Raw genomic sequence first — 24,156 nt, forward strand, 5'->3', positions numbered from 1 at the left:
CCCCCCCCCCCCCCCCCCCCCCCCCCCCCCCCCCCCCCCCCCCCCCCCCCCCCCCCCCCCCCCCCCCCCCCCGGCCCGCGCCCCCCCCCCCCCCCCCCCCCCCCCCCCCCACGGCTCATGCGAGGATCGTCAGTTCGACTGCGCGCCGCCGCCGCCGTAAATGTCGAAATCGAAGTATTTCTTCGAGATCTCGTCATATTTGCCGTTGGCGCGGATCGCCTTGATGCCGGCGTTGATCTTGCCCTTCAGTTCGGTGTCTTCCTTGCGCACGCCGGCGCCGACGCCCGGTCCGAGCACTTCGTCATCGGGAGCGACCATGCCCTTCAGGTCGCAGCAGGCCTTGCCCTGGTCGGATTTCAGGAACTCGCCAAGCGCGATGGAATCGGCCTGAACCGCATCGAGGCGGCCGGCGGCAAGATCGTTGTTGGCTTCGTCCTGGGTCTGGTATTCCTTGATCTCGGAGGCTGTGCTGCCAAAATGTTTCTTGGCGTAGACAGCGTGCACCGTCGAAACCTGCACGCCGACGATCTTACCCTTGAGGTCGTCCGGGGCGGAGCCGAATTTCTGGTCCTTGGGGCCGATGATCGCGGTCGGCGTGTTATAGTACTTGTCCGAGAAATCGATCGTCTTCGCGCGCTCGGCGGTGATCGACATCGAGGAGACGATGAGGTCGATCTTCTTGGTCGTCAGTGCCGGGATGATGCCGTCCCAGGCGACCGGAGTAATGACGCAATCGAGCTTCTCCTCGGCGCAGACGGCATCGATGAAGTCGATCTCCCAGCCAACCCACTTGCCCGAAGCATCGGGCGAGGTGAAGGGCGGATAAGGCTCGGCGGCGACGCCGATCTTGACCGGATCGGCCTTGGCCACGCCCATGGCTGCGACGCCGAGCAGCAGCGCTGCGGCAAATGTCTTCAGAACGGTCTTCATTTCATGACTCCCAGTTTGTTGTTGGTTCCCGGTTTTCTTCCGTCCCGGCCTGTCCTAGCCGATGTTGCGGATGAACTGCTTCAGCCTTTCGGATCTGGGCGCGCCGAAGATCTGCTCGGGCGGGCCTTCTTCCTCGACCAATCCATTGTAGAGATAGACGACATGCGTCGCGACCTCGCGGGCGAACTTCATCTCATGGGTGACCAGCACCATGGTGCGGCCTTCGCGCGCCAGGTCGCCGATCACCTTCAACACCTCACCGACCAACTCGGGATCGAGTGCGGAGGTGGGCTCGTCGAACAGCATGACGCGCGGATTGATGGCCAGCGCACGGGCGATCGCCGCGCGCTGCTGCTGGCCGCCCGACAGATAGGCCGGATAGACGTCGCGCTTTTCGGCCAGACCGACACGGGCGAGCAGTTTCTCGGCCTCGCCGATCGCCACATCGCGCTTGACGCCAAGCACATGTACGGGAACCTCGATGACGTTTTCGATCAGCGTCATGTGGCTCCAAAGGTTGAAGTTCTGGAACACCATGCCGAGCTTGGAGCGGATGCGCTCGATCTGCTTGCGGTCGGCCGGAATGGTGTGGCCGTGGCTGTCGGCCTTGAGCTTGATCTCCTCGCCATTGACGCGAATGATGCCGCTGGTCGGATTTTCCAAGCAGTTGATGCAGCGCAGCAGGGTGGATTTGCCGGAGCCCGAGCCGCCGATGATGGCGATGACCTCGCCGTCGCGTGCCGACAGCGAGACGCCCTTCAGCACATGCAGCTCACCGAACTTCTTGTGCAGGTTTTCGACGTGGATGGCTTCGGCGGCGCCGTCCTGCGCCTTGCCGGATTGGACTGTGGCAGCTTCCACCACGCTCACTGGGTGACCTCTATAGGATCGGTGGCGGTTCGTCGAACGTCTATCCGGCTAATCAACATATACGCTGTACTGCCCCGCTCCAGACTTCAGCATGGACCCAACGGCGCGAGCCCGTCAATCCTGCTTATTACGGCACTTGCGAGCTTGTTGTGCAAGTGTATAAATAGCCTTCCATGAAATTTTCTCGATTTTTTTCAGCGAAAAAGGACTTCGATGAGCGCTTTCGGATCACAGTCCATGGCGGCGCCGCTGCGCCGCGTGCTGATGCGGTCGGCGGCCAACGCCATGCGCAATGCCGACAGGGCTGCTTGGCACTATGGCCCGGGTTTCAATCCGGCGAAAGCGGCATCGCAGCACGCGCTCCTTGCTGAACTGGTGGCGGCTTCCGGTGCCGAAATCGAATGGATCGAGGACACGGCGGATGGACTTTCGGATTCGGTGTTCACGCACGACCCGTCGCTGATGACCGATCGCGGCGCGCTAATCCTGTCCATGGGCAAGCCGTTGCGCGCCAGGGAGCCCTCGCTGCATGAGGAAACCTACCGAAGGCTGGGTATTCCAATCCTGGGCCGCGTCGAGGTTCCTGGCCAGGTCGAAGGCGGTGATTGTGTATGGGTCGATGCCCGCACGCTGGTGATCGGGCGCGGTGTCCGCTCCAACCAGGAAGGCATCCAGCAGGTTTCCAACCTGCTGACGCCGCTGGGCGTTTCCGTCTACGGCTTTGATCTGCCGCTGTGGCAAGGCGAAGAGGCGTGCCTGCATCTGATGTCGGTGATCAGCCCGCTGGCCGACGACCTCGCACTGGTCTATTCACCGCTTTTGCCGGCCCCGTTCTATCAGATGCTGAAGGCGCGTAACATCCGGCTGGTCGAAGGCGACGCCGAAGAGTTCGCGGCTTCCAACGGCCTTAGCCTGAACGTGCTGCCGACCAGCCCACACAAGGTCATTGCCGTTGCAGGCTTTCCAAAGACCAAAGCCGCGATGGAAGCCGCCGGCTGCACGGTCGAAATCTTCGAGGCGGATGCGCTCTGCATCGCCTGCGAGGGCGGGCCGACATGCCTGACGCGACCGATCCTGCGCCAATGAATATGCCATCCCGCCGCAGGTTCCGTCGCGAGGGCGAGGAGCGGCGGCGGCAGGATCTGATCGAGGCCACTCTGGACAGCGTGGCGGAACATGGCCTGCAGGGCGCCACCTTGCGCACCATCGCATTGCGTGCCGGCGTCACCGCTGGGCTGATCCGGCACTATTTTCCCGGCAAGGAAGAATTGCTGCAGGAAGCCTATGCAGCGCTGATGGGCCGCATGACCGAGCAGGCGAAAGCGGCTTTGGTCATGGAGAATGCCTCGCCTCGCCAGCGCCTTGCGGCTTTCGTCACCGCCAACCTCAATGCGCCGATCATCGATGCGCGGGTGTTTTCGCTCTGGGCAACCTTCATCGGCCGCGCCAGAGCGGATCCGACCTTGGCCCACGCCCACCGCGAAGGCTACCTTGGTTTTCGCAATGAGGTGGAGGCGGTTGTGGCTGAGGTGCTCGCCGCCGAACGGCGCAATCCGGACGCAAGCCAATTGCGCCACCATGCCATCGCGATTAATGCGATCATCGACGGACTCTGGATCGAAGGCTGCCTGGCCGGCGAGATGTTCTCGGCCGGCGAATTGGCGGCGATCGGCATCAAGACTGTCGAGGCCGAACTAGGCCTCGCGCCGGACGGGGAGGAAAACCAATGACGACACTCGGCGAAGCCCTCATCTCGCTGCTTGAAGCGCATGGCGTCGACACGGTGTTCGGGATTCCGGGCGTCCACACGGTCGAGCTCTACCGCGGGCTGGCGCGCTCGAATATCCGCCACGTCACGCCGCGTCACGAACAGGGCGCCGGCTTCATGGCCGATGGCTATGCGCGCGCCAGCGGCAAGCCGGGCGTCGCCTTTGTCATCACCGGACCGGGGCTCACCAACACCATCACCGCCATGGGGCAGGCACGCGCCGATTCGGTACCGATGCTGGTCATATCAGGCGTCAACGCCACGCCGACGCTGGGCAAGGGGCTGGGCCATCTGCATGAATTGCCGGACCAGCGCGGCATGATGGAGAAGGTGGCGCTGTTTTCGCAGCGCGTTACCGAGGCCGGCGAATTGCCCGGTGCCCTGGCGCAGGCCTTTGCCCTGTTTTCATCGGCGCGGCCCGGCCCGGTGCATATCGAGATCCCGACCGACGTCATGGTCAAGTCGGCGGATGGCATCGCTGCCATGCTGAGCAATGTGACCCCACCCGCGCCGGAAGGTGCCGCAATTGCCAGCGCGGCCAAACTCATCGGTGCCGCGCGCCGCCCGCTGATCCTGGTCGGCGGCGGCGCCAAACGCGCCGAAGCGCCACTGCGGCGTCTGGCCGAGCGGCTGGGAGCGCCGGTCGTCCAGACCACCAATGCGCGCGGCCTGCTGCATGGTCATCCGCTTTGCGTGCCGGCCAGTCCCAGCCTGAAGACAGTGCGGGCGCTGATGGCCGATGCCGACCTGGTCATTGCCGCCGGCACCGAATTCGGCCCGACTGACTATGACGGCTATAGCGATGGCGGCTTTGTCCTGCCCGCCAATCTGATCCGCATCGATATCGGCGCCGACCAGCTTGCCCGCCGCCCGGCAAATGTTTCGATCCAGGCCGATTGCGCCGAGGCGCTCGAAGCGCTGCTTCTGCAGACGGGCCATATCCCGGCAAGCGAAGGTGGGCCGACACGCGCCGCCGCCGCCCGGGAAGCAGCCTTTGCCGAACTCAATCCAACACTGCAGGCACAGGTGCGCGCCGTCGAGATGATCCGCGACGCCTTGCCGGGCGCGCTCATCGTCGGCGATTCGACGCAGCCGATCTATGCGGCCAACCTCTATTACGACCACGACCGCCCAGGCGGCTGGTTCAATGCCGCCACCGGCTTCGGTGCGCTCGGCTATGGCCCCCCGGCGGCGATTGGCGCGGCCTTTGCGATACCCGATGCGCCGGTTGTCTGCCTGACCGGCGACGGCGGCTTCCAGTTCACGTTGCCGGAGTTGGGCGCCGCGCTCGATGCGCGGGCGCCGGTCATCTTCATCGTCTGGAATAACAGAGGCTACCGCGAGATCGAAACCTCGATGCTCGATGTCGGTGTCGAGCCGGTCGGTGTATCGCCGGCGCCGCCGGATTTCTGCAAGCTGGCCGAGGCCTATGGCATCGGCGCCGAACGGCTTGCCGACATCGACGCTCTCGCGGACGCGTTGAAGCGCGCCCGGGCCACCGGACTGCCGCGCGTCATCGAAATCACGGTTGACTGAAGGACGGTGCTACGTATTTCCCGTCTCGCGGCCCTGAACCGCGGCCGGCCGGTGGGCGGACGCATGCAAAGACGCGACAACTGCCATGTCGAGATGTCAATTGAGTGACGGGGCAAAAGGCGCGACGCTTCGCGTCGGCGGCACAGAAACGACCTAACGATAAAAAAATGACAGGAGCGTCCAAGATGACGGAAACACTTGAAGGCAAGCATATCGTCGTGACCGGTGGGACCGGTGCGCTCGGCGGTGCGGTTGTCGGCAAACTGCTGAGTGACGGCGCGATCTGCCATGTGCCCAATGCCCATGCCGCCGCACCAGCGCATTTTCCCTTCGCCGCGCATGACCGTGTCCAGTTGGTGCACAATGTCGATCTCTCGGACCCCGCCAAGGTCGAGGCGTTCTACAGTCAGGTTCCAGGCCTGTGGGGCTCAATCCACCTGGCCGGCGGCTTCACCGCCGCACCGGTGGAAAAGATCGAGTCGGCGTCCTTTGCCGAGATGATGGACACCAATGCACGCACCGCCTTCCTGTGCTGCCGCGCCGCGATCCGCTCAATGCTGTCGTCGGACACGGCGGGCCGCATCGTCAACGTCACGGCGCGCGCCGGGCTCGATCCGCGGCGCGGCGCTGGTATGGTCGCTTACGCCGCCAGCAAGGCGGCGGTTGCCGCGATGACGGTGGCGATGGCCGAAGAGCTGAAGCACAGGGGCATCCTGGTCAATGCCGTGGCGCCGTCGACGCTCGATACGCCGGCAAACCGTGCCGACATGCCGGATGCCGATGTCACCAGATGGGTCAGCCTCGAAGCCGCCGCCGAGGCCATCGCCTATCTTGCCTCGCCGGCCAATCAGGCGATGAGCGGCACGTTGGTGCCGCTTTACGGCAGGGCGTAACCTTCCAACCCTTCACGTCGGTCAAGTCAAAGAAAAACCCCGCCGGATCGCTCCGGCGGGGTTTTTGTTGAGGCCGCGCGCGAGGCGCGGCAGACAGCCGAAGCTTAGCTGCCCTGCTTCTTCAGCGCGGCACCCAGGATGTCGCCCAGCGAAGCGCCGGAGTCGGTCGAGCCGTACTGAGCGACCGCTTCCTTCTCTTCGGCGATTTCCAGCGCCTTGATCGAGACCTGCAGCTTGCGGGTCTTCTTGTCGAAGGCGATGACGCGGGCATCGACCTTCTGGCCGACGGTGAAGCGCTCGGGGCGCTGCTCGTCGCGGTCACGGCTCAGATCGGAGCGCTTGATGAAGGTCTCGATGCCGCTGTCGACCAGCCGCACTTCCAGACCGCCATCCTTGACGCCGATGACTTCGCAGGTGACGACCGCGTTCTTGCGCAGTTCGCCTGAAGTCGCCGCTTCGCCGACCGTATCCTTGGCCAACTGCTTGATGCCGAGCGAGATGCGCTCCTTGTCGATGTCGACGTCGAGCACCTGCGCCTTGACCATGTCGCCGCGATTGTACTCTTCGATGACCTGCTCGCCCGGACGGGTCCAGTCGAGGTCGGAAAGGTGCACCATGCCGTCCACGTCGCCTTCGAGGCCGATGAACAGGCCGAACTCGGTCTTGTTCTTGACCTCGCCCTCGACCTGGCTGCCGACCGGATGGCTCGAGGCGAAAGCCTGCCACGGATTCTCGAGCGTCTGCTTGAGGCCGAGCGAGATGCGGCGCTTGGCCGGATCGACCTCGAGCACCACCACGTCGACTTCTTGGGTCGTCGACAGGATCTTGCCGGGATGCACGTTCTTCTTCGTCCACGACATTTCCGAAACGTGGATGAGACCCTCGATGCCCGGCTCCAGCTCGACGAATGCGCCGTAGTCGGTGATGTTGGTGACGGTACCCTTGATCTTCTTGCCGATCGGGAACTTGGTGCCGATCTCGGACCACGGATCACTCTCGAGCTGCTTCATGCCGAGCGAGATGCGGTGGGTTTCCTGGTTGATGCGGATGATCTGCACCTTGACCGTCTGACCGATGTTGAGGATTTCGGTCGGATGGTTGACGCGGCGCCATGCCATGTCGGTGACATGCAGCAGGCCGTCGATGCCGCCGAGGTCGACGAACGCACCATAGTCGGTGATGTTCTTGACGACGCCTTCGACAACCTGGCCTTCTTCGAGGTTCTGCACGATTTCCGAACGCTGTTCGGCGCGGCTCTCTTCGAGCACGGTACGGCGCGACACCACGATGTTGCCGCGGCGACGATCCATCTTGAGGATCTCGAAGGGCTGGGGGTTGTGCATCAGCGGGGAGACGTCGCGGATCGGGCGGATATCGACCTGGCTGCGCGGCAGGAAGGCCACGGCGCCGTCGAGATCGACAGTGAAGCCGCCCTTGACCTGGTTGAAGATGACGCCTTCGACGCGCTCACCCTTGGTGAACTTCTCTTCGAGACGAACCCAGCTCTCTTCGCGGCGGGCCTTCTCGCGGGAAAGCATCGCTTCGCCAAGCGCGTTTTCGATGCGCTCGACATAGACTTCGACGGTGTCACCGACCTTGAGGGTGGTGTCCTTGCCCTTGACGCCGAATTCCTTCAGCGGCACGCGGCCTTCGACCTTGAGGCCGACGTCGATGATGGCCATGTCCTTTTCGATCGCGGTGATCGTACCCTTGACGACCTGACCTTCGCCGGAATGGCCTGTGGTAAATGATTCTTCGAGCAGGCTCGCGAAATCATCGCGAGTGGGATTTGCAGCTGACATTGTTTCTCCTGGAGTGCCCCGCATCTAGAAGCGGGACGGGCGCCGTGGGTTAGCGTTGCGTTGGCCTGCCGGCGTTCCGGGCTACAAAAACCCTGGGCCGCTTTTTAAGCGGCAATTCCGGCGCATGAAGAATGCTGGCAGGCTGGTTCGTGCCCGATATGGGTATTTTCTTCGCCTCCGACAACGGAAATACGAGGGAAAACCCGGATCAGGCCTTGTCTCTCTTGGCCAGCACGTCGTCTATGATCGCCATGGCTGCAAGAAACGCGGCTTCTATAGCCATTTCGCTGGTATCAAGCAAGTGCGCGTCGGCCGCCGGCTTCAACGGTGAGTCCGCTCGACCCATGTCGCGCTCGTCGCGGCGCACGATATCGGCGAGGATCTCGGTGAAATCAGCGGTCCCGCCGATGCTCTCGATCTCGGCCAGCCGGCGCTGTGCCCGCACCTCGGCGCTGGCCGTCACATAGAGTTTGATGTCGGCGTCGGGGCACACCACGGTGCCGATGTCGCGGCCGTCGAGCACGGCCCCGGGCGGCGTCTTGGCGAAGTCGCGCTGCTTTTCGACGAGGATGCGCCGCACCGTCGGGTACACCGCGACCTTCGAGGCGGCCTCGCCGACCGCATGCGCCGACAAGACCGTCCGGTCGAGCCTTGCCAGATCGACCTGGCGGGCAGCGGTTTCAGCCGCCGAGACATTGTCGAGCGGCAGCGCGTGCTGGATGAGCGCATAGGCGACGGCGCGATAGGTAAGACCGGTGTCGAGCAGGTTCAGCCGGTAGTGGTCGGCCAACCGCCGGGCGAGGGTGCCTTTGCCGGCGCCGGCGGGGCCGTCGATGGCGATGGTGAAGGTCGAGCTCATTTGGCTGGTCTGAAAAATCGAAATGCCAACACCGCCGCGGCAATCAGAACCGACAGCGGCAGCGCTATAAACGGTACGACGCCAATTGTTACAAAAGCCATTGCACCGAACCTTTGATCAGCACCGCAAGGAAAACCCATTTGTTGTTTTCCAGGAGGGTGGCTGCGTAAACCGACAGATACATCATCAGAAATTGAAGTAACAAAATCCAAAAAAGAAAGGCAAAAATGCCTACGCGGTTTTTGAAAACAAAACGCTCAATTAGATAAGGGACCAACGCCGCTCCTAGGCAAGCTCCTAGGATTGGCCAGTCGTGCAACATTTGCTATCCAATCTCCGCGCCCAGCGCCTTCATCAGCCCCATGAATTCCGGAAAACTCGTCGCGATCATCGCCTGATCGTCGATGGTCACCGGCTTTTCCGTCGCCAGCCCCATCACCAGAAAGCTCATGGCGATGCGGTGGTCGAGGTGAGTCTGCACGGTGGTGCCCTGGCCGTTGGGATGGCCGCCAAGGCCCTTGCCGCTCGGTTTGCCGCGCACGGCGAGCGAAGCCTCGCCCTCAGTGCAGTCGACGCCGTTGAGCTTCAGCCCGTTGGCGACGGCCGACAGCCGGTCGGACTCTTTCACCCGCAGCTCTTCCAGCCCTTGCATAAGCGTTTCCCCCTCGGCAAAGCTGGCAGCGACCGCGAGCACAGGGTACTCATCGATCATGGACGGCGCCCGCTCGGGCGGCACGATGACGCCTTTCAGTTCGGAGTAACGCACGCGCAGATCGGCGACGTCTTCGCCGCCGGCGTTGCGCGGGTTGAGGATATCGATCTTGCCGCCCATCTCCTGCAGCGTCAAAAGCAGGCCGGTGCGGGTCGGGTTCATCAGCACGTTTTCTATTGTGATGTCCGAACCCGGCACAATCAGTGCCGCCACCAGCGGGAAGCCGGCCGAGGATGGGTCGCCCGGCACGGCGATCGTCTGGCCGGTCAGTCTGCCCTGGCCTTCGATGAAGATGTGGCGCACGCCGCGCTCGTCGGTCTCGACCGACAGATTGGCGCCAAAACCCTTCAGCATCTTTTCGGTGTGGTCGCGCGTCATGACAGGCTCGATCACCGTGGTGATGCCCGGCGTGTTCAGCCCGGCCAGCAGCACCGCCGATTTCACCTGCGCCGAGGCCATCGGCACGCGGTAGGTGATCGGGGCGGCGTGCTTCGGTCCATGCAGCGTGATCGGCATGCGGTCGCCTGGCGTCGCCTTCAGCACCTGCACGCCCATCTGGCGCAAGGGTTCCAGCACGCGGCCCATCGGCCGGCCCGACAGCGAGGCGTCGCCGATGAAGGTCGTCTCCATGTCATAGGTGCCGACAAGGCCCATGGTCAGCCGCGAGCCGGTGCCGGCATTGCCGAAGTCGAGCGGGCCTTCCGGCTGCAGCAGTGCGCCGTTGCCGGTGCCGCGGATCACCCACTCGTCGCCGTTCTTCTCGATATGTGCGCCCATTGCCTTCATGGCCGCACCCGTGCGCATCACGTCCTCGCCTTCGAGCAGGCCGGTGATGCGAGTCTCCCCGGAGGCGAGGCCGCCGAACATGAAGGAACGGTGCGAGATCGACTTGTCGCCCGGCACGCGCGCGATGCCGGAAAGGGCTGGGGATTGGCGGGCGGTGGCCGGCTTGGGGGCGGCGGCGTGAGACATGGAATTTCCCTGGACGGAATGCCGGCAGGCCGGCGCTTTTCATTTGTTGCGGCGGTCTCGTATCACGGCGGGCCGAAATGGTCATCCCCCATGGTCGTCACTGACGCGAGGCCTTTCAATGCATGGTTTTGTGACGCCGGCTTTTCGCTTTGACAGCGCTGCAAACTGTGGTTAAGGGGACCACTCTTTTATTGACGAGGCTTGCCGTGGCAAAAACCGAACTTGGCACAAAACGTATCGACCCGGAGACGGGCCGAAAATTCTACGACCTGAACAAGGACCCGATCGTCTCGCCATACACTGGCAAGACCTATCCGCGTTCCTATTTCGAGGAAGGCAAAATTGCCGCTCTCGAGGAGGAAGAGGAAGTGGCCGAGAAGGAAGTGGACGCCGAGGAAGAAGAAGGCGTTGAGGTCGTCTCGCTCGAAGAGGCTGATGAGGACGTCAAGGGCGACGACCTGCCGGATCTTGGCGACGACGAGGACGACGTCGATCTCGGCGACGACGAAGATGACACCTTCCTTGCCGACGAAGAGGAAGAAGACGACGATGTCGCCGACATGATCGGCGTCGGCGACGACGACGACGAGGTCTGATCGGCCTTGAAAGCGGGCGTTTGCGGGCTTTCGAGGCCTGTGAAGAAAAAGCGGCTCTCGAAGGCTTGATATCTGAGAAGGGCGGGGTTAGAAGCCGCCTGCACTAACGGCGCGGTCTCCAACCCGCGCCGGATCTCTTCGCCGGAAACGGCGCCGGTTGACTGCCGGAAGTGGGGCCATAGCTCAGTTGGGAGAGCGCTTGAATGGCATTCAAGAGGTCGTCGGTTCGATCCCGATTGGCTCCACCAAACAGTCCCTCTGCAATTCGCAGCCGATGAATGTGCCGCACTGCGGCCATCGCGCTTGATGGCCAGTTCAGGCAACGCCGCTGAAAGCGCCTCCATCAACGGAACGAACGAGCCATTTCTCGAGAGCGATCGCTCGCCGGACAAAGTCCTCATTGTTCATGGAGCGCTTAGAGACTGAAAGGCAGCCCGATCACCACTCGGCGAAGGAGCCGTCCTTGTGGCGCCAGACCGGATTGCGCCAGCGGTGGCCTTCCTTGGCGCGTTCCTTGACATAGTCCTCGTCGATCTCGACACCCAGGCCCGGTCCGTCGGGAATGGCGACATAACCATCCTCGTAGCGGAAGACATCCTTGTTGGCGGCATAGTCGAGCAGGTCGTTGGCGGCATTGTAGTGGATGCCGAGGCTCTGCTCCTGGATGAAGCAGTTGTAGCTGACCGCGTCGAGCTGCAGGCACGCAGCAAGCGCGATCGGCCCGAGAGGGCAATGCGGCGCCACCGCCACGTCATAGGCTTCCGCCATCGCCGCGATCTTGCGGCATTCGGTGATGCCGCCGGCATGCGACAGGTCTGGCTGGATGATATCGACGACACCTTCCTCGAACACCGACTTGAAGTCCCAGCGGCTGTAGAGCCGCTCACCGAGCGCAATCGGCGTCGAGCCAAGCGCGGCGATCTCCTTCAGCGCCTCGCGGTTTTCGCTGAGCACCGGCTCCTCGATGAACATCAGCCTGTAAGGCTCCAGTTCTTTGACCAGGGCACGCGCCATCGGCCGGTGGACGCGCCCATGAAAATCGACGGCGATGCCGATGTTGGGTCCGACCGCCTCGCGCACCATGGCGACGCGTTCGACAGCGGCATCGATCTTGTCGTGGCTGTCGACGATCTGCAACTCCTCGGTACCGTTCATCTTCAACGCCAGGAAACCGCGCGCAACCATTTCCCGGGCACCCGCCGCGACTTCTGCCGGCCGGTCCCCGCCGATCCAGGAATAGACCTTGATCGTGTCGCGCAGCTTGCCGCCGAGCAATTCATGCACAGGCACGCCGAGCGCCTTGCCCTTGATATCCCACAGTGCCTGGTCGATGCCCGCAATGGCGCTCATCAGGATCGGCCCGCCACGGTAGAAGCCGCCGCGGTGCATCACCGTCCAGTGGTCCTCGATCAGGCGGGGATCCTTGCCGATGAGGTAATCGCCAAGCTCCTTGACCGCTGCCTCGACGGTCAGTGCCCGGCCCTCGACGACCGGCTCGCCCCAGCCGGTGACGCCGGCATCGGTCTCGATTTTCAGGAACAGCCAGCGCGGCGGAACGATGTAGGTGGTGAGCGAGATGATTTTCATGCGCAGTCTCAGTTGCTCTTGAGTTTCTTGGCGCTGACGAGGTCGCGCGCCGCAAGGTCGAGGATCTTGTTTGCGGCCCCACGCGCCGCCTCGGCGTCGCGCATGCGCAGCGCCTCGACCACCTCCTGGTGCGCCGCCACGGCCTCCATGCGCCGGTCGAGCGAAATCACCGCCGTCGCCTCGAGCGAGAATTTCAGCCCGGTGTCGATGAGATTGCCGATCTGGCGAAAGATCGGGTTGTGGCTCGCGGCATAGACGATCTGGTGGAAAGCGATGTCGCTGCGCGAGAAGGCGGCGAGGTCCTCGCCGGCGCCGGCCATGCCTCGCCATGCCGCTTCGAGATCGGCGATTTCCTGCAGCGTCGCGCGGGTGGCGGCGAGTTCTGCGACCAGCGGTTCGATGGCGCGGCGCGTTTCGAGGATGGCATCGAAGAGCTTGTCGTCCAGCGCGTGCGGCGCGTGCCAGGCGAGCACCTGCGGGTCGATGATGTTCCAGTCGTCCTCGTTGCAGACGATCGTGCCGATGCGTGGCCGCGACAGCACCAGCCCTTTGGCGGCCAGCACCTTCAGGGCTTCGCGGATCACGGTGCGGCTGACGCCATACTCGACGCCGAGCTCGTTTTCGGTCGGCAAGGAGGAGCCGGCCGGGTAGCGCCCGGAGAAGATGTCAGAGGCTATCGCCTTGGTCACATCCGGCATCACGCGCGGGCGGCGAGTGGTCGTATCTCCCGGGGCTTTTTTCAGAATCTCGGTCACCTCAGCCCTCCTCCAAGGCGGCGAACCGCTGGTTTCGCACAACCGGTCCGCCCTTAACGGATGCGGATCGATTGCGCCAGCGATCGCTGGTCAGAGCATGTACATTAATTATCATACCAGATCAATTGACGAGTATGATAAAAGCGATTAGAGACTCCGGCATCCGGGCTGAGCGCCCGGTCTATCGCTGGGAGGTAATCATGCGACTTTTGAAGACCGCGCTCGTCGCGGGCGCGCTTGCCGTGCTGTCCGTCACGACCATCGCTGCATATGCTCAGGACACCAAAATCGGTTTCATCGTCAAACAGCCCGAGGAGCCGTGGTTCCAGGATGAATGGAAGTTCGCCGACCAGGCCGCCAAGGAGAAGGGCTTTACCCTGGTCAAGATCGGCGCCGAGGACGGTGAGAAGCTGATGTCGGCGATCGACAATCTCGGCGCCCAGGGCGCTCAGGGCTTCATCGTCTGCACACCGGACGTGAAGCTTGGCCCCGGCATCGTCGCCAAGGCCGCCGCCAACAATCTCAAGCTGATGACTGTCGACGACCGTCTGGTCGGCGCCGACGGCAAGGCGCTGGAAGACGTGCCGCATATGGGCATTTCGGCCACCAAGATCGGCGAAGCCGTCGGCCAGGCGATCGTCGACGAAATGAAGGCACGCGGCTGGAAGGCCGACGAGGTCGGCGCCATCCGCGTCTCCTACGACCAGCTGCCGACCGCGGTCGACCGCGTCGAAGGTGCCATCTCGGTGCTGAAGGCAAACGGCTTCAAGGCCGAGAACATTTTTGACGCCCCCCAGGCCAAGACCGACACGGAAGCTGCCCTCAATGCGGCGACTGTCGTACTCAACGCGCATGCCGACATCAAGAAGTGGGTCTCCTTCGGTCTCAACGACGAGGCGGTGCTCGGCGCAGTGCGTGCTTCCGAAAGCGTCGGCATCCCCGCTGACAGCGTGATCGGCGTTGGCATTGGCGGCGCGGATTCCGCGATCAACGAGTTCAAGAAGCCGACCGCCACCGGCTTCGTCGGCACCGTGATCATCTCGCCGAAGCGTCATGGCTACGAGACGGCGCTCAACATGTATGACTGGGTTGCCAACAACAAGGAACCGGAGAAGCTGATCCTGACTTCGGGTGCACTCGCCAAGCGCGACGACTACCAGAAGGTCCGCCAGGGCCTCGGCATCGAATAATCCTCCCTGTACAAACAGGCGGCTCATCCCGCCGCCTGTTTGTCATGGCTCAAAAGGATCGGCTCGTGTCCTTTCTCGACTTCTCGCACATCACCAAGACCTATCCGGGCGTCAAGGCGCTGTCGGACGTCTCGTTCGGCGTCGACAAAGGCGCCGTGCATGGCCTGATGGGCGAGAACGGCGCCGGCAAATCCACCCTGATCAAGATCCTCTCCGGCGACCAGCATGCCGATCAGGGTGAGATCCGCATTGACGGCAGGGTTCAGGCCTATACCTCGACCCGGGATGCCTTCGACAATGGCGTCATTGTCATTCATCAGGAACTGCAACTCGTTCCTGAACTCACCGTTGCCGAAAACCTCAGCCTAGGTCGTTTCCCCGCCAACGCCGGCATCATCGCCGGCCGCCGGATGCTGGACGACGTCGGCGCCAAGCTGAAATCGGCCGGTATCGACATCGACATGCGCCGCAAGGTCAAGACGCTGTCGATCGGCGAACGCCAGATGGTCGAGATCGCCAAGGCGGTCATGCTCGACGCACGCGTTATTGCGCTGGACGAACCGACCTCGTCACTGTCCTCGCGCGAAAGCGAAATCCTGTTTGCCCTGATCAATCGCCTGCGCAGCGAGGGCAAGGTCATCATCTACGTCTCGCACAGGCTCGACGAGGTGTTCCGGCTCTGCGACAGCTTGACCGTGCTGCGCGACGGCAAGCTCGCGGCGCACCACGCGTCGCTGAAAGGCGTCACCCGCGATCAGGTCGTCGCGGAGATGGTCGGCCGCGAGATTTCGGATATCTGGGGTTTTCGCGCACGAAAAACAGGCGATGTCCGCCTGAAGGTCGACGCTCTCAGCGGCCCCAAACTGCAGACACCGGCCAGTTTCGAGGCAAGGGCAGGCGAGATCGTCGGCTTCTTCGGCCTGATCGGCGCCGGGCGCTCGGAGCTGATGCGGTTGGTCTATGGCGCCGATCCGCGTTCGGGCGGCACCATCACCGTCGACGGCAAGCTGGTTCGCGCCACCGATCCGCGTGGCACGATCCGGGCCGGCATCGTGCTGTGCTCGGAGGATCGCAAGCATGACGGCATCATCCAGGGGCGCTCGGTCGAGGAGAACATCAACATCTCGTCGCGGCGCCATCACACACGCTTCGGCGTGCTCAACCGCGCCAGCGAGATCGCCACGGCCGAGACCTTTATCAAGAAGCTGAAGGTGCGCACGCCGTCGCGCAAGCAGGACATCATCAACCTCTCCGGCGGCAACCAGCAGAAGGTCATCCTCGGCCGCTGGCTGTCCGAACAGGGCGTGCGGGTGCTCATTGTCGACGAGCCGACGCGCGGCATCGATGTCGGTGCCAAATCGGAAATCTACGAACTGCTCTACCAGCTTGCGCAGGACGGCATGGCGATCGTCGTGGTCTCGTCCGAACTGCCGGAGGTGATGGGCATCTGCGACCGTATTCTGGTGATGTGCGGTGGCCGCGTCAGCGCTGAACTCACCCGCGACCAGTTCGCCGAAAGGGCGATCCTGGCCGCCGCTCTGCCCGATCAGAAAACCCCCGACGCGATCGCATCCTGAGGACTTTGGCATGACCGACCAGTTGAAAAAAATCCTGCTCGGCGAACAGGGCCTCGTCGTCATCTTTGTCGTCGCCTTCGCGCTGGTGTCGGCTCTGGTGCCGAACTTCCTTACGGACCGCAACATGCTCGGCCTGCTGCAGTCGGTGGTCACCGTCGGTATCGTCGCCTGCACCATGATGTTCTGCCTCGCCGCGCGCGACTTCGACCTGTCGGTCGGTTCGATCGTCGCCTTTGCCGGCATGGTCGCTGTGATGGCCTCGAATTACACCGGCTCGATCCTGCTTGGCCTGCTGGCGGCAATCGCCTGCGGCGCTTTCGTCGGCTTCATCAACGGCGTTGTCATCGCCAAATTTCGCATCAACGCGCTGATCACGACGCTGGCCACCATGCAGATCGTGCGCGGCTTTGCGCTGATCGCGTCCGACGGCCGCGCCGTCGGCATCAACAGCCCGGATTTCTATCAGCTGGCGCTCTCGAAACTGCTCGGCATACCGACGCCGGTCTGGGTGCTTGCCATCCTGTTTTGCATCTTCGGCTTCGTCCTCAACCGGACCGTCTTCGGCAAGAACACGCTGGCCATCGGCGGCAATCCGGAGGCCTCGCGGCTTGCCGGCGTCAATGTCGACCGGACGCGCATCTGGATTTTTGCGCTGCAAGGCGTCGTCTGCGGTATCGCCGGCATCCTGCTGGCGTCGCGCATCACCTCGGGCCAGCCCAACGCGGCGGTCGGGCTGGAACTCTCGGTCATTTCGGCCTGCGTGCTCGGCGGCGTTTCGCTCGCCGGCGGCCGCGCCACCATGTCGGGCGTCATCGTCGGCGTGCTGATCATGGGAATCGCCGAAAACGCCATGAACCTGCTCAACATCCCGGCCTTCTACCAGTACATCGTGCGCGGCGTTATTTTGCTGCTAGCCGTGCTGCTCGACAATCTGCGCTCATCGGCACTGGGTCGGCGATAGGCTGGAGGAACAAAAATGGCTGAGCGCCTTTCCGGCAAACGCATCTTCCTGACGGGTGCAGCGCAAGGCATCGGGCTTGCCATCGCCGAAGCCTGTTTGGCCGAAGGCGCAAAACTGTTCCTGGTCGACCGCGATGCCGCACTGCTGGACAAGGCAGTCGCCGGCCTTGCCGCACCGCAAGGCCATGTCGGACATGTTGCGGCCGACATAAGCGACAGCACCGGGATTGCGGCTGCCGTCAGCCAAGCGGCTGCCGAGATCGGCCCGATCAACGCGCTGATCAACAATGCCGGGGTCAATGTGTTCTCGACGCCTCTCGAGGCGACCGAGGAAGAGTGGAACCGCAACTTCGACGTCAACGTCAAGGGAGCCTGGAACTGCAGCAAGGCGGTGCTGCCGGGCATGATCGCGAGCGGCGGCGGCGCCATCCTCAACATCGCCTCGACGCACAGCTTCACCATCATCCCGCATACCTTCCCCTATCCGATCGCCAAGCACGCGCTGCTCGGCCTGACCAAATCGCTGGCACTCGAATATGCGGCGCAAGGCGTGCGCGTGAACGCGCTGGCGCCGGGCTATGTCGAGACGCAGAAGGCGATCGATTACTGGAACAGCTTTGCCGACCCGGCCACAGCACGCGCCAACACCATGGCACTGCACCCCGGCGGCCGCATCGCCACGGCGCACGAGATCGCGCTTGCCGCGGTGTTCATGATTTCCGACGAGTGCCCGTTCATGAACGCGGCCACGCTCGTCGTCGACGGTGGACTGAGCCAGCTCCAGCATCCCGCCTGAACGCCGGAAAGACCATGACCAAGAGACGATCGCAGCAGTGGTTCGGCGGGCTGGGCAAGGATGCCTTCATCCACCGCAGCTGGATGAAGAACAACGGCCTGCCCGATGATGCTTTCGACGGCCGCCCGGTGATCGGCATCTGCAACACATTCTCCGAATTCACGCCTTGCCACGTGCATTTCCGCGGCCTGATCGAGCATATCAAGGCGGGCGTGCTGGAAGCCGGCGGCCTGCCGCTCGAATTCCCGGTCTTCTCTTGCGGCGAGTCCAATCTGCGGCCGACGGCGATGCTGTTTCGCAACCTCGCCTCGATGGATGTCGAGGAGGCAATCCGCGGCAATCCCATGGATGGCGTTGTGCTGATGGCCGGCTGCGACAAGACCACGCCGTCGCTGGTCATGGGCGCGGCTTCCTGCGACCTGCCGTCGATCGTCATCTCAGGCGGTCCGATGCTCAATGGCCGCTTCCAGGGCCGGGAGATCGGTTCCGGCACCGATGTGTGGAAGTTTTCGGAAGACGTTCGCGCTGGAGTGATGAGCGAGCAGGATTTCGCCGATGCCGAGAGCGCCATGTCGCGCTCGCCCGGCCACTGCATGACCATGGGCACGGCCTCGACGATGGCCTCGATGGTCGAAGCGCTCGGCCTGGCGCTACCCGGCAACGCCGCCTATCCGGCTGTCGATGCGCGCCGCAGCCGCATCGCCCGCATGACCGGACGGCGCATCGTCGAGATGGTCAATGAGGATTTGCGCCCGTCGGTCATCCTCAAGAAGGCGGCCTTCGCCAACGCCATCCGCGTCAATGGCGCCATCGGCGGCTCGACCAATGCGGTCGTGCATCTCCTGGCCCTCGCCGGCCGTGTCGGCACCGAGTTGACGCTGGACGATTGGGATCGATATGGCCGCGACGTGCCGACCATCCTCGACCTGATGCCATCCGGCCGCTTTCTGATGGAGGATTTCTGCTACGCCGGTGGCATTCCGGCCGTCATGAAGGAGATGGCCGATCTGCTCGATCTCGACGCGCTGACCGTCAGCGGCAAGACCGTGCGCGACAACATCAGTGATGCCCAAAACTACAATCCGGAGGTGATCCGCCCGCGCGACAAAGCGCTCACGCCGCAGGGCGGCATTGCGGTGCTGCGCGGCAATCTGGCGCCCGACGGTGCGATCATCAAGCCGTCCGCCGCCTCGCCAGCGCTGATGAAGCATCGCGGCCGCGCCGTCGTCTTCGAGGACATCGACGACTACAAGGCGCGCGTCGACGATCCCTTGCTGGACATCGACGATGCGTCGATCATGGTGCTGAAGAATTGCGGGCCGAAAGGCTATCCTGGCATGGCCGAAGTCGGCAACATGGCGCTGCCTCGGAAGCTGCTGAAGCAAGGCGTCCGCGATATGATCCGCATCTCCGACGCCCGCATGTCCGGTACCGCCTTCGGCACTGTCGTTCTGCATGCCGCACCCGAAGCCGCTATCGGCGGCCCGCTGGCGCTGGTCAGGAGCGGCGACTTCATCGAGCTCGATGTCGAAGCGAGGAAGCTGCATCTCGACGTGTCAGAACAGGAGCTCGCAAAGCGGCGGACATCCTGGGCTCCGCCGCAGCCGGCTATGCGCGGCGGCTATCAGGGTCTCTACGTCGACCATGTCCTGCAGGCGGATCGCGGCGCCGACCTCGATTTTCTCCTCGGATGCCGTGGCCATGCCATTCCACGCGAAAGCCATTGAGGCCGACCAGCATGCCTGATTTCCGGCCTGACGATTTCCACGGCATTAACGCCATTCTCTACGCGCTCTTTGACGTGAACGAACAGCTGGACCGCGCGGCGATGCGTCGGCAGGTCGAGATCTGCCTGGCGACCGGCGTGCACGGCATGGCGGCGCTCGGCCTGGCAACGGAAGTCGCCAAGCTGACCGAGGCCGAGCGTCGGACGATCATGGACTGGACGGCGGAAGACACCGCCGGAAAAGTGCCGCTCGCCTTCACCATCTTCGGTTCTTCTGTGGCTGAGCAGGTGGCGCAGGTTCGCCATGCCGAAAGCGTCGGAGCGGATTGGGTGATCCTGCAGCCGCCGCCAGCCGGATCCTATGGTGCGCCGGAATACATCAAGTTCTTCGGCCGCGTCGCCGAGGCGACCGACCTGCCGGTGGCGATCCAGAACGCGCCGGCCTTTTTCGGGCGCGGCCTTTCATCGGACGAAATCCGCGAACTCGTCACGCTTCATCCCAACATAAGGCTGATCAAGGGCGAAGGTCCGGTCACCGACATCGCCGGGCTGATCGAGCGCACCGAAGGCCGGATACCGGTTTTCAACGGACGCGGCGGCCTGGAACTGATCGACAATTTCCGCATCGGTTGCCGCGGCATGATCCTGGCGCCGGATTGCGCCGACTATGCCGTGCGCGCCTATCATGCGTTCCGCGCCGGAGACGAAGTCACGGCCGAGGCTGAATATGCAAGAATATTGCCGGCTGCCGTCTTCGTCATGCAAGGCATCGAGAGCTTGGTCTGTTACGGCAAGCGGCTGTTCGGCGCCCGCGCCGGCATCCCGGTACATGACCGGGCTCCGGCGATGCGGCCAGGCGAGCCTGGCCTCGCAATGGTGGAGCGCTTTGCGATTGGTCTGGGTCGGTTGCCTGGCTGAACGGCAACTGCCTTTCAGTAGGTCGTCCGTCCACCCGACAGGTCGAACGTGGAGGCGGTTGTAAAGCTGTTCTCCTTGGAGACGAGCCAGGCGACCATCGCCGCGGCTTCGTCGACCTCCAGCAGGCGGCCGCGCGGAATGCGCGAGCGCATATATTCGATATGCTCCGGCGTCAGTTGTTCGAGGATGCGCGTCTGCGCCGTGGCCGGCGAGATGCAGTTCACCGCGATGTCGTACTGCGCCAGCTCCTTGCCGAGCGACTTGGTCAAGCCGATGACCGCCGCCTTCGAGGCCGAATAGGCTGATGCGTTCGGGTTTCCCTCCTTGCCGGCCACCGAGGCTATGTTGACGATGCGCCCGTAATTGCGCTCCTTCATTCCCGGAACCACGGCGCGGTTGACGTAGAACGTGCCGTTCACATTGACATCGATGACCTTCTTCCACGTCTCGATGTCGTAGACGTCGAGCGGGGCGGCCGGGCCGGCAATTCCGGCGGAATTGACCAGAATGGAAATCTTGCCGGCCAGCTCTTCGGTCCTGGCGCGCGCCGCGTCCACCGACGCCCAATCGGCGACGTCCACGATCTCCGTCGTGGCGGCGTTGCCGAGTTCCTTCTTGGCGGTTTCGAGGCGGGCCTCATCGAGATCCCACAAGGTTACCGTCGCGCCGGAGGCGACGAAACGTCTGGCCATCGCAAAGCCGAGGCCCTGGGCGCCGCCGGTGACCACAGCGTGCTGGCCGTCAAGATCGATCCTGTTCATGTCGAGCGGTTCTTTCCGTTTGAGCTACTTCCGGGATAAAGGCCGGCCTGCGCAGGCGGGCGATATCGCTACATGGTTGCGCCAAGGCTCCATGGCACGAACTCGTTGTCGCCATAGCCGAGCGCTTCCGACCTGGTGCGCCCGCCGGATGCGACGCGCAGGATCTCGGCGAAGATTTCCTCGCCCTTCTCGGCCAGCGAGACGCCGTCCAGTATGTCTCCGCAATTAATGTCCATGTCCTCGCGCATCTGCTCGAAGATAAAGGTGTTGGAGGCAAGCTTGATCGAGGGCGTCGGCTTGCAGCCGAAGGCCGAACCGCGGCCGGTGGTGAAGCACAATATGTTGGCGCCGCCGGCGACCTGCCCGGTGGCCGAGACCGGATCGTAGCCAGGCGTATCCATGAAGACGAGGCCGCGCTCGTTGATCGGCTCGGCATATTCCAGCACTGCGCGCAGATTGGTGGTGCCGCCCTTGGCGGAGGCGCCGAGCGATTTCTCCAGGATGGTCGTCAGCCCACCCAGCTTATTGCCGGGCGAAGGGTTGTTGTTCATCTCCATGTCGTGCCTGGCGGTATGATCCTCCCACCAGCGGATGCGCTCGATCAGCTTTTCACCCACCGCGCGGCTCTCGGCGCGCAAGGCGAGAAGATGTTCGGCGCCATAGATTTCGGGCGTCTCCGAGAGCACGGCCGTGCCGCCTTGCCCGACAAGCAGGTCCACCGCAGCACCCAGTGCCGGATTGGCGCTGATGCCGGAATAGCCGTCCGATCCGCCGCATTGCAGTGCTAGCACCAGTTCGGAGGCTGGTTGCGGCGTCCTTTCGGCAGCGTTCACCGTAGGCAGCATGTCGACGATCGCCTTGACGCCGGCCTCGACTGTCTTTCGCGTGCCGCCGGTTTCCTGGATCGTTATCGTGCGGAAAATCGTGCTCTCCTCGATGTTGTACGACTGCATCCAGCGCGGAATCTGGAACGCTTCGCAGCCGAGCCCGACCATCAGCACGCCGCCGACATTGGGGTTCGTGGCAAAGCCCCATTGCGTGCGCTTCAGCAGGTCGTAAGCGGGACCCTTGGTGTCGATGCCGCAGCCAGTGCCGTGGACGAGTGCGATGATGCCGTCGATATTGGGATAGTCGCGCAGGATGCCAGACCGGTTGACCTCGTCGGTGATGAACCGGGCGACGCTGGCAGAGCAATTCACCGACGTCAGGACGGCGATGAAGTTACGCGTGCCGACCTTGCCGCTCGGCCGGCGATAACCCATGAAGGTGGCCCGCTCGGCCTCGGCAACGATCTCGGTTTGCCTGGCATTTGTGCCGAAGACGTAGTCGCGTTCGAAATTGCGCAGATACACATTGTGCTCGTGAACCCAGTCGCCGGCGACGATGGGTTCCCGCGCAAAGCCAATGGTCTGGCCGTATTTCACGATCGGGTCGTCCGAGCCGATGTCGCGCAGGGCCATCTTATGCCCGCGCGGTATGCGCGCCTTCGCTGCCACGTCCCCGGCTTTGTCCCCGATCTTCAACGGATCGACCGCCAGAAGAATGTTGTCGGTATCCGACAGCTTGATGAACCGTGCCATGACCCAAACTCTGAAAAAGCTCTCCCCGACAAGAAGCGTCGAGAGGCAAAAGTGATTTGGAATACTAATATAATAGAATGTCAGTGGTCAAGGTGCGGTTGAGAAAGGCCTGGACTGCAGGGCGTTGCGGCGGATCGGTCAGGTGAGTGGCGTGCGATGAGTGCGCCTTGCGGCGCAGTTTGAGGGCGGCAAACGGCTGGATGAAACAACGGATCGCCGCCCGGCCGAGACACGGTCAGTCGAGATGGAAGACCTCTTCCATCACCGCCCACCATTCGCCGTCGGCGCGCGTCGGCAGTGGCGTCTGCATGGGGTCGCACAGCTCCCACCATTTGCGCATCGCCGGCGCCTCGCTCATCCGCGCCGCATCCCTGGCGAAGTCGCAGCCGTGATACTCCCAGCAGGCGAACAGAAGGTTCTCCGGTTCGCGCAGGAAGATCGAATAGTTGCGGATGTTGGCGCGGCTGATGACGTCGAGCACTTCGGGCCAGACGGCGGCGTGGACGCGCTTGTAGTCCGCGATCGCCTCGGCTTTCACGCCGATACATAGTCCCATTCTTTGCATGCCGGTGGCTCGCAGGGGCTTCAGTCGAGAAGGTCGGCGGCGACTTCGAGCGTGTTGCGGAACGACGTCTCGAGATGATGTTCCATGGCCCTTGCCGCCCCCTCGGCGTCGTGGCGCTTCAGCGCGTCGAAAATGGCCTCGTGCTGCTCGATCGTCTGTTCGCCATAACCCGGTCTTGGGATGGCGAGATAGCGTCCGCGATCCATCTGTGCCTTCGAGATGTCGACGGCTCTCCAGATCATCGGCAGGCCGCAAATCTCGGCTATGGTGCGGTGGAAGACGTCGTCGAGCTGTATCGCGGTGGCATATCTGCCGCGGGATATGGCAAGCCGGTGCGCCGCCATGTTGTCTTCCAGCAATTCGCTGGCTGCCGCTGTGAACTTGGCGGCCGCGCGTCGGGCGCTCTCCATCTCCAGGGCCCGCCGGATGACATAGGCTTCTTCCAGGTCGGCCCGGCTGATCGGAGCAACATAGGTGCCGGTCTGTGCCAGGATCTTGACCAGGCCCTCGTCGCTGATGCGCTTGACCGCTTCGCGAACGGGCGTGCGAGACACCCCCAGGGCCTCTGCGATGGCGACTTCGTTGATAACCTCTCCCGGCTTCAACTGCCCGACGACGATCAGGTTGCGGATCTTGTGGTAGATCTGATCGCGGAGCGGAAGAGCCCGATTGAGCGTCGAAGGATCCAGGTCCATTGCAAATCCGTGTCTTCGTTCACCAGGAATGGCCAGATAATACTAGAATGTCAATTGGAACGCATCCAATGGAAGCGGCGGGTGTCGGTGACACGATGTCCATAGCGA

23 protein-coding genes and 1 tRNA gene are annotated in these 24,156 nt (G+C 63.3%); 12 read left to right on the forward strand and 12 right to left on the reverse strand.

Going from position 1 to position 24,156, the window contains the following annotated elements; genetic code table 11:
• Positions 1-129: 129 nt before the first annotated feature.
• Together AC0L2U_RS07755 and AC0L2U_RS07760 are read right to left on the reverse strand one after the other, a co-directional pair.
• The gene (locus AC0L2U_RS07755; RefSeq protein WP_023811511.1) at positions 130-930 is read right to left on the reverse strand and encodes a transporter substrate-binding domain-containing protein; all 801 of its coding nucleotides are present in this window, start codon (positions 928-930) and stop codon (positions 130-132) included.
• Between the two features lie 54 nt (positions 931-984).
• Positions 985-1,800, reverse strand: coding sequence for an ABC transporter ATP-binding protein (locus AC0L2U_RS07760; RefSeq protein WP_473601703.1), 816 nt, complete (start codon positions 1,798-1,800; stop codon positions 985-987).
• A gap of 213 nt (positions 1,801-2,013) precedes the next feature.
• Between AC0L2U_RS07760 and AC0L2U_RS07765 the strand changes: the two genes are divergently transcribed.
• From AC0L2U_RS07765 to AC0L2U_RS07780, 4 genes are all read left to right on the forward strand, one after another.
• Positions 2,014-2,886 carry a dimethylarginine dimethylaminohydrolase family protein gene (locus AC0L2U_RS07765; RefSeq protein ID WP_473601704.1) on the forward strand — a complete coding sequence of 291 codons (873 nt, stop codon included), beginning with the start codon at positions 2,014-2,016 and terminating at the stop codon, positions 2,884-2,886.
• A complete protein-coding gene (locus tag AC0L2U_RS07770) occupies positions 2,883-3,530 on the forward strand; it encodes a TetR family transcriptional regulator C-terminal domain-containing protein (RefSeq protein WP_236383290.1) in 648 nt (215 codons plus the stop codon). Before AC0L2U_RS07765 ends, AC0L2U_RS07770 begins: the two co-directional genes overlap by 4 nt.
• Complete coding sequence (locus AC0L2U_RS07775) at positions 3,527-5,104, forward strand: 5-guanidino-2-oxopentanoate decarboxylase (RefSeq protein WP_292631151.1); 1,578 nt, start codon at positions 3,527-3,529, stop codon at positions 5,102-5,104. Before AC0L2U_RS07770 ends, AC0L2U_RS07775 begins: the two co-directional genes overlap by 4 nt.
• Positions 5,105-5,289: 185 nt before the next feature.
• Entirely contained in the window at positions 5,290-5,997 is a 708-nt protein-coding gene (locus tag AC0L2U_RS07780; protein WP_236383291.1) for an SDR family NAD(P)-dependent oxidoreductase, read from the forward strand.
• Positions 5,998-6,101: 104 nt separating this feature from the next.
• On the opposite strand, the gene rpsA is transcribed toward AC0L2U_RS07780, so the two are convergent.
• The 4 genes from rpsA to aroA form a co-directional block, all read right to left on the reverse strand.
• Entirely contained in the window at positions 6,102-7,799 is a 1,698-nt protein-coding gene (gene rpsA, locus AC0L2U_RS07785) for a 30S ribosomal protein S1 (protein ID WP_013528183.1), read from the reverse strand.
• Between the two features lie 208 nt (positions 7,800-8,007).
• Positions 8,008-8,658 (reverse strand): (d)CMP kinase, encoded by a 651-nt coding sequence (gene cmk / locus AC0L2U_RS07790; protein ID WP_128364103.1) that lies wholly within the window; start codon positions 8,656-8,658, stop codon positions 8,008-8,010.
• A gap of 88 nt (positions 8,659-8,746) precedes the next feature.
• On the reverse strand, positions 8,747-8,980 hold the full coding sequence (locus tag AC0L2U_RS07795) for a hypothetical protein (RefSeq protein ID WP_128364102.1): 234 nt from the start codon (positions 8,978-8,980) through the stop codon (positions 8,747-8,749).
• A gap of 3 nt (positions 8,981-8,983) precedes the next feature.
• Complete coding sequence (gene aroA / locus AC0L2U_RS07800) at positions 8,984-10,342, reverse strand: 3-phosphoshikimate 1-carboxyvinyltransferase (RefSeq protein WP_127395335.1); 1,359 nt, start codon at positions 10,340-10,342, stop codon at positions 8,984-8,986.
• Between the two features lie 206 nt (positions 10,343-10,548).
• On the opposite strand from aroA, the gene AC0L2U_RS07805 reads away from it, so the two are divergent.
• A complete protein-coding gene (locus AC0L2U_RS07805; protein WP_013528180.1) occupies positions 10,549-10,938 on the forward strand; it encodes a TIGR02300 family protein in 390 nt (129 codons plus the stop codon).
• Positions 10,939-11,110: 172 nt separating this feature from the next.
• A tRNA-Ala gene (locus tag AC0L2U_RS07810) sits at positions 11,111-11,186 on the forward strand.
• A gap of 190 nt (positions 11,187-11,376) precedes the next feature.
• Here the strand turns inward: AC0L2U_RS07810 and dgoD are convergent.
• Together dgoD and AC0L2U_RS07820 are read right to left on the reverse strand one after the other, a co-directional pair.
• Positions 11,377-12,525 (reverse strand): galactonate dehydratase, encoded by a 1,149-nt coding sequence (gene dgoD / locus AC0L2U_RS07815; RefSeq protein WP_127267760.1) that lies wholly within the window; start codon positions 12,523-12,525, stop codon positions 11,377-11,379.
• A gap of 8 nt (positions 12,526-12,533) precedes the next feature.
• The gene (locus AC0L2U_RS07820; RefSeq protein ID WP_473601705.1) at positions 12,534-13,280 is read right to left on the reverse strand and encodes a FadR/GntR family transcriptional regulator; all 747 of its coding nucleotides are present in this window, start codon (positions 13,278-13,280) and stop codon (positions 12,534-12,536) included.
• Positions 13,281-13,480: 200 nt separating this feature from the next.
• On the opposite strand from AC0L2U_RS07820, the gene AC0L2U_RS07825 reads away from it, so the two are divergent.
• From AC0L2U_RS07825 to AC0L2U_RS07850, 6 genes are all read left to right on the forward strand, one after another.
• Positions 13,481-14,470 carry an arabinose ABC transporter substrate-binding protein gene (locus AC0L2U_RS07825; RefSeq protein ID WP_027039820.1) on the forward strand — a complete coding sequence of 330 codons (990 nt, stop codon included), beginning with the start codon at positions 13,481-13,483 and terminating at the stop codon, positions 14,468-14,470.
• Positions 14,471-14,535: 65 nt separating this feature from the next.
• A complete protein-coding gene (araG, locus tag AC0L2U_RS07830) occupies positions 14,536-16,047 on the forward strand; it encodes an L-arabinose ABC transporter ATP-binding protein AraG (RefSeq protein ID WP_127395338.1) in 1,512 nt (503 codons plus the stop codon).
• A gap of 10 nt (positions 16,048-16,057) precedes the next feature.
• On the forward strand, positions 16,058-17,008 hold the full coding sequence (gene araH / locus AC0L2U_RS07835; protein ID WP_027039818.1) for an L-arabinose ABC transporter permease AraH: 951 nt from the start codon (positions 16,058-16,060) through the stop codon (positions 17,006-17,008).
• A 15-nt stretch (positions 17,009-17,023) separates the two neighbouring features.
• Positions 17,024-17,803 carry an SDR family oxidoreductase gene (locus AC0L2U_RS07840; protein ID WP_127395339.1) on the forward strand — a complete coding sequence of 260 codons (780 nt, stop codon included), beginning with the start codon at positions 17,024-17,026 and terminating at the stop codon, positions 17,801-17,803.
• Between the two features lie 14 nt (positions 17,804-17,817).
• Positions 17,818-19,530 carry an L-arabinonate dehydratase gene (gene araD, locus AC0L2U_RS07845; protein ID WP_128363811.1) on the forward strand — a complete coding sequence of 571 codons (1,713 nt, stop codon included), beginning with the start codon at positions 17,818-17,820 and terminating at the stop codon, positions 19,528-19,530.
• An 11-nt stretch (positions 19,531-19,541) separates the two neighbouring features.
• Positions 19,542-20,447 (forward strand): dihydrodipicolinate synthase family protein, encoded by a 906-nt coding sequence (locus tag AC0L2U_RS07850; protein WP_473601706.1) that lies wholly within the window; start codon positions 19,542-19,544, stop codon positions 20,445-20,447.
• 14 nt (positions 20,448-20,461) lie between these two features.
• Here AC0L2U_RS07850 and AC0L2U_RS07855 read toward each other — a convergent pair whose 3' ends face one another.
• The 4 genes from AC0L2U_RS07855 to AC0L2U_RS07870 all read right to left on the reverse strand — a co-directional run bounded on the left by AC0L2U_RS07855 (position 20,462) and on the right by AC0L2U_RS07870 (position 24,048).
• A complete protein-coding gene (locus tag AC0L2U_RS07855; RefSeq protein WP_128363813.1) occupies positions 20,462-21,208 on the reverse strand; it encodes an SDR family NAD(P)-dependent oxidoreductase in 747 nt (248 codons plus the stop codon).
• A 68-nt stretch (positions 21,209-21,276) separates the two neighbouring features.
• Complete coding sequence (locus tag AC0L2U_RS07860) at positions 21,277-22,788, reverse strand: UxaA family hydrolase (RefSeq protein WP_128363814.1); 1,512 nt, start codon at positions 22,786-22,788, stop codon at positions 21,277-21,279.
• A 235-nt stretch (positions 22,789-23,023) separates the two neighbouring features.
• Complete coding sequence (locus AC0L2U_RS07865; RefSeq protein WP_473601707.1) at positions 23,024-23,353, reverse strand: L-rhamnose mutarotase; 330 nt, start codon at positions 23,351-23,353, stop codon at positions 23,024-23,026.
• Positions 23,354-23,373: 20 nt separating this feature from the next.
• Positions 23,374-24,048 carry a GntR family transcriptional regulator gene (locus tag AC0L2U_RS07870; protein ID WP_128287601.1) on the reverse strand — a complete coding sequence of 225 codons (675 nt, stop codon included), beginning with the start codon at positions 24,046-24,048 and terminating at the stop codon, positions 23,374-23,376.
• Positions 24,049-24,156 lie beyond the last annotated feature (108 nt).

The sequence above is a fragment of the Mesorhizobium sp. WSM4808 genome (assembly GCF_055811675.1).

What these genes read in the sequence shown, in the direction of transcription:
- AC0L2U_RS07755 (WP_023811511.1), bottom strand. Translation starts at nt 930, where the DNA reads ATGAAGACCGTTCTGAAGACATTTGCCGCAGCGCTGCTGCTCGGCGTC.
- AC0L2U_RS07765 (WP_473601704.1), top strand. Translation starts at nt 2,014, where the DNA reads ATGAGCGCTTTCGGATCACAGTCCATGGCGGCGCCGCTGCGCCGCGTG.
- AC0L2U_RS07770 (WP_236383290.1), top strand. Translation starts at nt 2,883, where the DNA reads ATGAATATGCCATCCCGCCGCAGGTTCCGTCGCGAGGGCGAGGAGCGG.
- AC0L2U_RS07775 (WP_292631151.1), top strand. Translation starts at nt 3,527, where the DNA reads ATGACGACACTCGGCGAAGCCCTCATCTCGCTGCTTGAAGCGCATGGC.
- AC0L2U_RS07780 (WP_236383291.1), top strand. Translation starts at nt 5,290, where the DNA reads ATGACGGAAACACTTGAAGGCAAGCATATCGTCGTGACCGGTGGGACC.
- rpsA (WP_013528183.1), bottom strand. Translation starts at nt 7,799, where the DNA reads ATGTCAGCTGCAAATCCCACTCGCGATGATTTCGCGAGCCTGCTCGAA.
- cmk (WP_128364103.1), bottom strand. Translation starts at nt 8,658, where the DNA reads ATGAGCTCGACCTTCACCATCGCCATCGACGGCCCCGCCGGCGCCGGC.
- AC0L2U_RS07795 (WP_128364102.1), bottom strand. Translation starts at nt 8,980, where the DNA reads ATGTTGCACGACTGGCCAATCCTAGGAGCTTGCCTAGGAGCGGCGTTG.
- aroA (WP_127395335.1), bottom strand. Translation starts at nt 10,342, where the DNA reads ATGTCTCACGCCGCCGCCCCCAAGCCGGCCACCGCCCGCCAATCCCCA.
- dgoD (WP_127267760.1), bottom strand. Translation starts at nt 12,525, where the DNA reads ATGAAAATCATCTCGCTCACCACCTACATCGTTCCGCCGCGCTGGCTG.
- AC0L2U_RS07825 (WP_027039820.1), top strand. Translation starts at nt 13,481, where the DNA reads ATGCGACTTTTGAAGACCGCGCTCGTCGCGGGCGCGCTTGCCGTGCTG.
- araH (WP_027039818.1), top strand. Translation starts at nt 16,058, where the DNA reads ATGACCGACCAGTTGAAAAAAATCCTGCTCGGCGAACAGGGCCTCGTC.
- AC0L2U_RS07840 (WP_127395339.1), top strand. Translation starts at nt 17,024, where the DNA reads ATGGCTGAGCGCCTTTCCGGCAAACGCATCTTCCTGACGGGTGCAGCG.
- araD (WP_128363811.1), top strand. Translation starts at nt 17,818, where the DNA reads ATGACCAAGAGACGATCGCAGCAGTGGTTCGGCGGGCTGGGCAAGGAT.
- AC0L2U_RS07850 (WP_473601706.1), top strand. Translation starts at nt 19,542, where the DNA reads ATGCCTGATTTCCGGCCTGACGATTTCCACGGCATTAACGCCATTCTC.
- AC0L2U_RS07855 (WP_128363813.1), bottom strand. Translation starts at nt 21,208, where the DNA reads ATGAACAGGATCGATCTTGACGGCCAGCACGCTGTGGTCACCGGCGGC.
- AC0L2U_RS07860 (WP_128363814.1), bottom strand. Translation starts at nt 22,788, where the DNA reads ATGGCACGGTTCATCAAGCTGTCGGATACCGACAACATTCTTCTGGCG.
- AC0L2U_RS07865 (WP_473601707.1), bottom strand. Translation starts at nt 23,353, where the DNA reads ATGCAAAGAATGGGACTATGTATCGGCGTGAAAGCCGAGGCGATCGCG.
- AC0L2U_RS07870 (WP_128287601.1), bottom strand. Translation starts at nt 24,048, where the DNA reads ATGGACCTGGATCCTTCGACGCTCAATCGGGCTCTTCCGCTCCGCGAT.